The 7378-nt window shown below is 49.1% G+C and carries 7 protein-coding genes and 4 tRNA genes; 4 read left to right on the top strand and 7 right to left on the bottom strand.

Annotated features, from left to right (window positions below; all coding sequences use genetic code 11):
• The 5 genes from tuf to H511_RS0108870 form a co-directional block, all read right to left on the bottom strand.
• Positions 1 to 973: elongation factor Tu (tuf, locus tag H511_RS0108890; protein WP_027251993.1), on the bottom strand; the 973-nt coding region annotated here is incomplete at its 3' end.
• A gap of 106 nt (positions 974 to 1079) precedes the next feature.
• Positions 1080 to 1155: transfer RNA gene (locus H511_RS0108885), tRNA-Thr, on the bottom strand.
• A gap of 12 nt (positions 1156 to 1167) precedes the next feature.
• Positions 1168 to 1242 (bottom strand) — tRNA-Gly (locus tag H511_RS0108880).
• Positions 1243 to 1280: 38 nt separating this feature from the next.
• Positions 1281 to 1365, bottom strand: a tRNA-Tyr gene (locus H511_RS0108875).
• 6 nt (positions 1366 to 1371) lie between these two features.
• A tRNA-Thr gene (locus H511_RS0108870) sits at positions 1372 to 1447 on the bottom strand.
• A 208-nt stretch (positions 1448 to 1655) separates the two neighbouring features.
• Between H511_RS0108870 and coaA the strand changes: the two genes are divergently transcribed.
• Positions 1656 to 2594 (top strand): type I pantothenate kinase, encoded by a 939-nt coding sequence (coaA, locus tag H511_RS0108865; RefSeq protein ID WP_027251992.1) that lies wholly within the window; start codon positions 1656 to 1658, stop codon positions 2592 to 2594.
• Between the two features lie 26 nt (positions 2595 to 2620).
• Here coaA and birA read toward each other — a convergent pair whose 3' ends face one another.
• The gene (gene birA / locus H511_RS0108860; RefSeq protein WP_027251991.1) at positions 2621 to 3586 is read right to left on the bottom strand and encodes a bifunctional biotin--[acetyl-CoA-carboxylase] ligase/biotin operon repressor BirA; all 966 of its coding nucleotides are present in this window, start codon (positions 3584 to 3586) and stop codon (positions 2621 to 2623) included.
• Positions 3583 to 4623, bottom strand: a complete 1041-nt coding sequence (murB, locus tag H511_RS0108855) for a UDP-N-acetylmuramate dehydrogenase (protein WP_027251990.1) — start codon at positions 4621 to 4623, stop codon at positions 3583 to 3585. The genes birA and murB overlap by 4 nt, the downstream gene beginning before the upstream one ends.
• Before the next feature lie 73 nt (positions 4624 to 4696).
• Here murB and H511_RS0108850 point away from each other — a divergent pair, with 73 nt between their 5' ends.
• The 3 genes from H511_RS0108850 to H511_RS0108840 all read left to right on the top strand — a co-directional run bounded on the left by H511_RS0108850 (position 4697) and on the right by H511_RS0108840 (position 7275).
• Positions 4697 to 5140, top strand: coding sequence for a GNAT family N-acetyltransferase (locus H511_RS0108850; protein WP_036759276.1), 444 nt, complete (start codon positions 4697 to 4699; stop codon positions 5138 to 5140).
• Positions 5141 to 5261: 121 nt separating this feature from the next.
• Positions 5262 to 6611: a CDP-diacylglycerol--serine O-phosphatidyltransferase gene (gene pssA, locus H511_RS0108845; RefSeq protein WP_027251988.1), complete on the top strand. Its 1350-nt coding sequence runs from the start codon at positions 5262 to 5264 to the stop codon at positions 6609 to 6611.
• Between the two features lie 10 nt (positions 6612 to 6621).
• On the top strand, positions 6622 to 7275 hold the full coding sequence (locus tag H511_RS0108840) for a nicotinamidase (protein WP_027251987.1): 654 nt from the start codon (positions 6622 to 6624) through the stop codon (positions 7273 to 7275).
• Positions 7276 to 7378: the final 103 nt, after the last annotated feature.

Genomic DNA, 7378 nt, shown 5'->3' with positions numbered 1-7378 from the left:
TGAAGAATGGAGTATGACGGCCGCCTTCATCTTTAGACAGAACGTATACTTCAGACTCGAAAGTCGTGTGTGGCGTGATTGAACCAGGCTTAGCCAGTACTTGACCACGCTCAACTTCGTCACGCTTAGTACCACGCAGCAGAACACCAACGTTCTCACCAGCACGGCCTTCGTCCAGAAGCTTACGGAACATCTCAACACCAGTACAAGTCGTAGTGATGGTGTCTTTGATACCTACGATAGCAACTTCGTCACCTACGCGAACGATACCTTGCTCAACACGACCAGTTACAACAGTACCACGGCCCTGGATTGAGAATACGTCTTCGATTGGCAGGATGAATGGCTTGTCGATAGCACGCTCTGGCTCTGGGATGTATGAATCCAGTGCTTCAGCCAGCTCAACAATTTTCGCTTCCCACTGAGCGTCACCATTCAGTGCACCCAGAGCAGAACCTTGGATTACTGGGCAGTCATCACCTGGGAAGTCGTACTCAGACAGAAGTTCACGCACTTCCATCTCAACCAGTTCCAGCAGCTCTTCGTCATCAACCATGTCACACTTGTTCATGAACACGATGATGTAAGGGATACCAACCTGACGACCCAGCAGGATGTGCTCACGAGTCTGTGGCATTGGGCCATCAGTCGCAGCAACAACCAAGATACCACCGTCCATCTGAGCAGCACCGGTGATCATGTTCTTAACGTAGTCAGCGTGTCCTGGGCAGTCAACGTGCGCGTAGTGGCGAGTCGGAGTATCGTACTCTACGTGAGAAGTAGAGATCGTGATACCACGCTCACGCTCTTCTGGCGCATTATCGATAGATGCGAAGTCACGTGCAGCACCGCCGTAAGTTTTGGCCAGTACAGTACAGATAGCAGCAGTCAGAGTAGTTTTACCGTGGTCAACGTGGCCGATAGTACCAACGTTAACGTGCGGTTTCGTACGTTCAAATTTTTCTTTAGACATGGGTAGTCCCTCTAGGCACGGTATTTAGGTGGTATAACGACCACACAACCAATCATGGGTTTTGTAGAGTATATATCAAAAGGATTGAAGTGCTTTGGAGAGAGAGTGGTGCTGATAGGCGGATTTGAACCGCCGACCTCACCCTTACCAAGGGTGCGCTCTACCAACTGAGCTATATCAGCACACGAGAAATGTGGAGCGGGCAGCGGGAATCGAACCCGCATCATCAGCTTGGAAGGCTGAGGTAATAGCCATTATACGATGCCCGCAAACTCGTAACTCGTAGAGCTATTCAACCATTTGAATATGGTGGAGGGAGAAGGATTCGAACCTTCGAAGGCGGAGCCGTCAGATTTACAGTCTGATCCCTTTGGCCACTCGGGAATCCCTCCAAATTTTGGTGCCGACTACCGGAATCGAACTGGTGACCTACTGATTACAAGTCAGTTGCTCTACCTACTGAGCTAAGTCGGCGTAAGTGCTGCGCATTCTATGCGATGGATTTTGGGGTTGCAATAGGTAAATACAAAAAAAATTATAATGGTCGCTTTACTGTACATTTCTTAATCAAACAAAGGGCTATGCTGACATAATTCTTCAAAAGGAGAAATCAAGGCCTCTTTCACTTCCTCAACTGATCCTGTATTGTCCCAATCCCTGTAAATGAGATTTTGGTTACAAGATGAACGAGATCCTAACCCCCTATCTTACTTTTGACCGGCAGGCCTGGGCTGATTTACGCAAGTCAGTGCCAATGACGCTGGATGAAGCTGATCTCGAACGTCTTCGCGGTATTAATGAGCATTTGTCGATGGATGAAGTCCGCGATATTTATTTGCCTTTATCACGCTTACTCAATCTGTATGTCGGTGCACGCAAGGGCCGAAACCGCGTTCTGGAAGAGTTTCTGTCTCAGCCCAAACCCAGTACAGTGCCTTACATCATAGGTATTGCCGGCAGTGTTGCGGTCGGAAAAAGCACCACCGCGCGCCTGCTGAAAGCCTTGCTGACCCGATGGCCGGAACACCCTAAGGTAGAATTAATCACTACTGACGGGTTTCTCTATCCAAACAATGTGCTGCTGGAAAAAAATCTGATGAAAAAGAAAGGATTTCCGCAGTCTTACGATATTCGGCGCTTGGTTGAGTTTCTGACCCAGGTAAAGTCTGGTCAGCCTCAGGTGGATGCTCCTGTGTATTCTCATTTATTTTACGATATTACAGATGAGATAAAGACGGTAAAGCAACCGGACATCCTGATCATTGAAGGGTTGAATGTGTTACAGAGCGGCATGGATTACCCTCATGAGCCGCATCGGGTCTTTATTTCTGATTTGCTCGACTTTTCCATTTATGTCGATGCCGAACCCGATTTACTGCAGACTTGGTACATAGAGCGTTTTCTGAAATTCCGTCAGGGTGCTTTTAAAGATCCATCATCCTATTTTAATCATTACACTAAGCTGACCGAATCAGAAGCGGTGAAAACGGCGACCAATATCTGGCAGGAAATTAATGGTAAAAACTTGCGGGAGAACATTCTGCCAACGCGCGAGCGAGCCAGTCTGATCCTGCAAAAAGGGTCTAACCATGCGGTGCAGACCGTCAAACTCAGAAAATAGTCGACCGGCTCATCCTGGCTTTACTGTTAATCGTCTTTACGCAAAGAGATCTCCCCGCCCAGATACGGTATCTTCCCCTGCTCTGTTTCCAGCATCAGCGCCCCCTGGGGGTTAATGCCACGGGCAACGCCACGGATGATTTTATCCCCGATCAACAGCTTCACCGGCCGGCCAAGGAAATTATCATACCGATCCCACTCATCGACAAAACCCGCCATGCCAACCTCTTCATAGCGCAGCAAAGTTTCCGTCACCCCCTCAATGATGGCAGCAGCCAACTGATTACGGCCCGGCATAGGGTCGCAAGCTTCAGCCAGATTAGACCAGGGTTGCCCCACTGTTTCGGTATCTGTATTAGACATGGTGAGGTTCAGCCCCATACCAATGACCAGATGCGCAGCATCTCCGGCTTTACCGCTCATTTCTACCAGAATACCCGCTAATTTTTTGTCCTGATAATAGAGGTCATTGGGCCATTTCACCTTAATCTCCGCCGCACCCAGTTTCTGCAATGTTTTCGCCACCGCCAGACCAACGACCAGACTCAGTCCCATCGCAGCCGCAACACCGGCATCCAGGCGCCAGTACATTGACAAATACAGGTTGCTGCCAAACGGAGAGAGCCATTGCCGCCCACGGCGCCCGCGCCCGGCCTGCTGGTACTCAGCCACACAAACCGCGCCTTTGGGGAGCTGACCTATGCGATCCAGCATATATTGATTGGTTGAATCAATGACCGGGATCAGTGCCAATGACGGGCAATCAACCTGATCCTGGATAAGCTGCTCATCCAATAAGTCAAACCCGGCAGCCAGGCAGTAACCTTTACCCTGAACCCGATGAATATCAAGACCCCACTCCTGAATTCCTTTGATATGCTTGCTGATTGCCGCCCGGGAGATCCCCAGCGCCTCACCCAGCGCTTCGCCGGAGTGAAACTGACCATCCGCCAGAAACCGGACAAGGGCCAGCTTGGTTGTGTGTTCTTTCATGGCATCACCTTATCCAGTGTGGTTTCTCCGTCAGACGCCATAAAGCGCACTTCATGCTCTAATGCGACACCAAAGCGCGCATTGACCATGTCGACGATATAGCGTGCCAATCTCAGTACATCATCAGGGCTGGCCGAGCCGAGGTTTACAATCACCAACGCCTGCTGCTGATGTACGGCCGCACCGCCAATCTTATGGCCTTTCAGTCCGCATTGATCTATCAACCACCCGGCGGCCAATTTAAACCGGCCATCTGCCGCAGGATAACAAGGGACAGACGGAAACTCTGCAGCAAGCCTCTGATAGGTACTTTCTGATACCACAGGGTTTTTAAAGAAGCTGCCGGCATTACCAAGCACCGCCGGATCCGGCAGCTTAGCCTGCCGGGTTGCACAAACCTGCGCCAGAATTTCACGAGCTGTGACAGTGGCAGGATCCAGGTTCGCCAGCGGTCCATAGCTCGTATTTGGCTGCCAGTCTTTACTCAGACGAAGGCCGACAGCCACTATGATATGGCTGTCTTTCAATTCGTGCTTAAAAACGGAATCACGGTAGCCAAAGCGGCACGCTTCTGCCGTTAAGCGTACAACATCACCACTTACTCGCTCCATCGCATCAACGTATTCGCAGATATCCTGAAGCTCAACGCCATAAGCCCCGATATTCTGTATGGGGGCAGAGCCTGTACAGCCAGGGATCAGGGCCAGGTTTTCCAGGCCGGGCATCTCTTGCTCAACCGTCCGGCAGACCAACTGATGCCAGTTTTCACCCGCGCCAACATGAAGATGATAAGCAACATCGGTTTCATGAACCTCAATCCCCATGATCCGATTCAGTATGACAGTTCCGTTGTAGTCTTCACAAAACAGCAAGTTACTCCCTTGACCCATCACAAGAGCAGGAGCCATCCCTGTCACATCGCTGGACAACAGCGTTTTCAGCTCGTCCACCGAACTAATGGTGACAACCTGCGAAGCTGTGACACTCAAGCCAAATGTGTGCAATGAAGCCAGTGAATGGCGATGCAAAACTTCCATACCAAATTCAAACCGTCGCTTTATACTGGAGGCCGCATTCTAACTGATCACACATAACGACGCAGTTAATTCCATGACAGATTTAACGAAAACAACACTTAGCTTCCATCCTTTGGAACCTCTTCGCTTTCCTTTGGTCAATCGTCTGTACAAGGCGTATTACCCTGCAGGTAAAGCCAAGAAGGACGAAATCATCTGGATCGGAGAAACAGCTACGTCCATCAAGGCCGCTGTCCGCTTCCAGCAATATGACGATTTTCAATTAATGACAGGCATGCTGGTTGCACCGCAATTGAGACAACAGGGCCTTGGCCTCGCATTATTGAACGCTTGCCATTCGCAACTTATGACTAAGCCGTGTTACTGTTTTGCATTCAGCCACCTTGAACCACTGTACCTAAAAGCACAGTTTTCAGTCATTGCGGATGATGCGCTGCCGCTTTCTCTTGCTCATCGAATTGAACGCTACAGATCTGGTGGAAAAGCGCTCACTCCTATGCAATATCAGGCCAGTTGACCCAACTTGCCTCCCAAGCTCATTAATTGAATCGGCCCGGTCGCTTTACCAGCACTAAAATCTGGTATAATTGGCCCTCTAATTTTTAGATTTATCATATAAATCGCGGAACGAGGCGATAATGGATTCAGCTACTGCAAATAGGCAGCTCATAGATCAGCTACCACGTATTGCACATCAGCCGGAAGATATAGAAACACTGCTTGATGCCGGTGCCTTTCGTGAACGTTTGCATCAGGAAATAGCCAATGCAACCCAGCGTATTTATCTGGTTGCACTGTACCTGCAAGACGACGATGCGGGCCGCAGTATTCTTCAAGCATTGTATGATGCAAAACAGCTACGTCCCGAACTGGACATTAAAGTACTCGTCGATTGGCACCGAGCCCAGCGTGGACTGATAGGTGCAGAAAAATCAGAAGGCAATGCAGCGCTCTACCGCGAGTTTGCCCAGTCCTACCAGCATAAGATTGAAGTGTTGGGAGTACCCGTTCGTAATCGTGAAGTCTTCGGTGTGCTCCACCTGAAAGGCTTTATCATTGACAATACTGTCATATACAGCGGTGCCAGCCTCAATGATGTCTATCTGGCCCAACATCAACGTTACCGCTATGACAGGTATCATGTATTGAAAAACGCCAAACTGGCTGACAGCATGGCCCACTTTGTCCAGCGGACGCTGGTCGACAGTGAAGCGGTCAATTGCCTTAATCAGCAGGCCCGGCCGGAAACGAAAGTCTTACGTAATGCTATCAAGCAATTGCGCCTGGAATTACAGCGCGCAAGCTATTATTTTGATCCTGAGCCTATCGCTGATAATCAGGTTGGCCTGACCCCCATTGTTGGCCTTGGCCGTCGTAAGAACAATCTGAATAAGTACATTTGTACCCTGATCGCCAGTGCCAAACATGAGCTGACGATCTGCACCCCTTATTTCAACTTTCCCCGCAGCGTAAGCCGGGAAGTGAAACGGGCTTTGCGTCGTGGTGTCAAGATCACCCTGATTGTCGGTGATAAAACCGCTAATGATTTTTACATCCCGCCCAGTGAACCGTTCAGAACCATCGCAGGATTGCCTTACTTATATGAGGTTAATTTGCGTAGTTTTGCCAAACATAACGAGGCCGCTATCGCCCGGCGCCAGCTGGCAATTCATATTTGGAAGCACGACGACAACAGCTTCCACCTGAAAGGGATCTGGGTTGATCGGCAATACATGCTCATTACTGGCAATAACCTTAATCCGCGCGCATGGAAACTGGATTTAGAGAACGCCATCCTGGTGCATGACAAACATGAGCTGTTAGCAGAGCAAAAGCAGCAGGAACTCAGCGCCATTTTGCGACATACTCAATTAATGGGCAGCTATAAATTTATCGATAAAGTTGACAGCTACCCGTTGCCGGTAAGACGCTTGATTAAGCGTATACGACGTCTGAAAGCAGATCATATTCTGAATCAGATTCTGTAAGGAGAGAGTCATGGCTATTGCAGCAATCGACGTGGATGCCCAGCAAACCTTTACTCCACTTTGCCCCGATGAGCTGCCTGTTCCTGAGGGCCATCATATTGCTCAAGCCTTAAATCAACAGGCGGAATTAGCAACCTGGCGTATTTTGACAAAAGATGCGCACCCGGAGAATGCTGTGTGGGTTGTTGATAGCCATGACAAAATGTTCCAACCATTATCACACCCAAATGCTGATTTAACCTGGGTCAAACACGCCATCCCGGGCAGTAAGGGCTTTGAAGTGATACCTGGGCTTCCCAGAGTAACTGAGTATGACCATGTCATCTGGAAAGGGATAGAGCCAGATCTTCATCCTTACGGCGCTTGTTTTCACGATCTTGAAGAAAAGCTCAGTACCGGACTGATCGAGTGGCTACATTACAAAGGTGTCACCACTGTCATCATCGGCGGTCTCGCAACGGATTACTGCGTTAAAACAACAGCCTTGCAACTTCAGGCAACCAAATCCTTTAAAGTCATTGTCAATTTATCTGCGTGCCGAGGCATTGCGCCTGACACCATTGCCGAGAGTTGCAATCAAATGCAATCCGCAGGCATTTTTTTGGCAAGCAATTTAGACGATGTAAAGCGGTTATGCTTTGCTGACAGTAATATCCTACCCTGAACCTGATGTAATACCATTCTAAGTAAGAATATGATCTAATTGAGGCTTCTCTTTCAGGTGGTCAAATCGCTATGGATAGCCTCAATAACATTGACTTCAAAAA

The sequence above is a fragment of the Photobacterium halotolerans DSM 18316 genome (assembly GCF_000425165.1).
Classification (GTDB): domain Bacteria; phylum Pseudomonadota; class Gammaproteobacteria; order Enterobacterales; family Vibrionaceae; genus Photobacterium; species Photobacterium halotolerans.
This window is presented reverse-complemented; position numbering and strand designations above follow the sequence as displayed.